The following is a 1,238-nucleotide window of genomic DNA, read 5'->3' as shown; positions in this document are numbered from 1 at the left end:
GCCGCGGGCTACGAAGATTTCAACGACCATGAGGCCCTACGCTATGATCAGGCGCTTCAGACAGCGCTCGGTGAAGATAATGCGCTGGCAGGCAAGTCTACGCTGTGCCGGAGTGAGCAGAACGCCGATCGACAAGCGATGGTGAAGGCCCATGAGGTGCTGTGGCACCACTTCATTGAACAGCATGACGCACCCCCGAAGGAGATCGTGCTGGACTTTGATGGCACCGATATCCCTGTGCACGGTGAGCAACCCGGGAAGTTCTTTAACCGCTATTACGATCACCACTGCTACTTCCCGCTGTATGTCTTCTGTGGCCGCCATCTACTAGTGAGCTATCTGCGCACCAGTGACCACAGCGACAGCCATCACAGCTGGGCCATTCTGGCGTTACTGGTGCGCTTTATCCGCCAGTACTGGCCCGATACACGCATCGTGTTACGGGGTGATAGCCACTTTTGCCGCCCTCGGATGCTGAACTGGTGTGATCGGCATCATATCGACTACATCGTGGGCATCGGCAAGAACAGTCGGCTGCTCAAGGAAGTGGACGTGCCCATGATGCTGGTGCGCAAGACCCAGTGGGAGGTGGGCGGGAAAGTGGCAGAGACGTTCCGCTTCCAATATCAAGCACACTCCTGGAAGTATCCACGCTGGGTGGTGGCCCGTCTGGAAGAAGGCGAACTGGGCTCTAATCCCCGGTTTATCATTAGTTCCCGTTATGACGATGGCTTCAAACTCTACTACGAGCAGTACTGCGCTCGGGGCGACATGGAGAACCGAATCAAGGATCAACAACTGAGCCTGTTTGCTGACCGGACCTCCAGTACGCACTGGTGGGCCAATCAGTGGCGGCTGATCTTATCGGGCTTCGCCTATACGCTGTTCGAGCGCTTACGCACTTACCTGAAGAAGACCCCTTTTGAGCGCATGAGCCCAAGCAACCTGAGGCTCAAACTCATCAAAGTGGGCGCGGTCATCATCCGCAATACGCGCCGAATCCGGGTGTTGATGAGTGACAGCTACCCCTATAAAGCGCAACTATCCGATCTCATCAGGCGGTTAGTACCGAGCTGAATGCGCGGGCGCCCCCGGCCCGACGCAATGGGGGAAAGGGGGAGGTGTGTCTGAACGACGGAAAGAGGCTAAAAAGCAGGCAGTTTAAACCGTACCAATCGGCTTTTAGTGGTATGACGGCTTGGAGGTGGTACTGGCTGAGGTGCTATGAGAAATCCGGG

The 1,238-nt window shown here is 56.3% G+C and carries 1 protein-coding gene; it reads left to right on the top strand.

Annotated elements, in window-relative coordinates; translation table 11 throughout:
* The coding region (locus INT33_RS20960) for an IS1380 family transposase (protein ID WP_193092938.1) at positions 1–1,077 on the top strand (1,077 nt) is incomplete at its 5' end.
* Positions 1,078–1,238 lie beyond the last annotated feature (161 nt).

This window comes from Halomonas colorata, assembly GCF_014897985.1.
GTDB lineage: Bacteria > Pseudomonadota > Gammaproteobacteria > Pseudomonadales > Halomonadaceae > Vreelandella > Vreelandella colorata.
The sequence above is the reverse complement of the archived record's forward strand: the minus strand, read 5'-3'. Positions and strand labels throughout refer to the sequence as shown.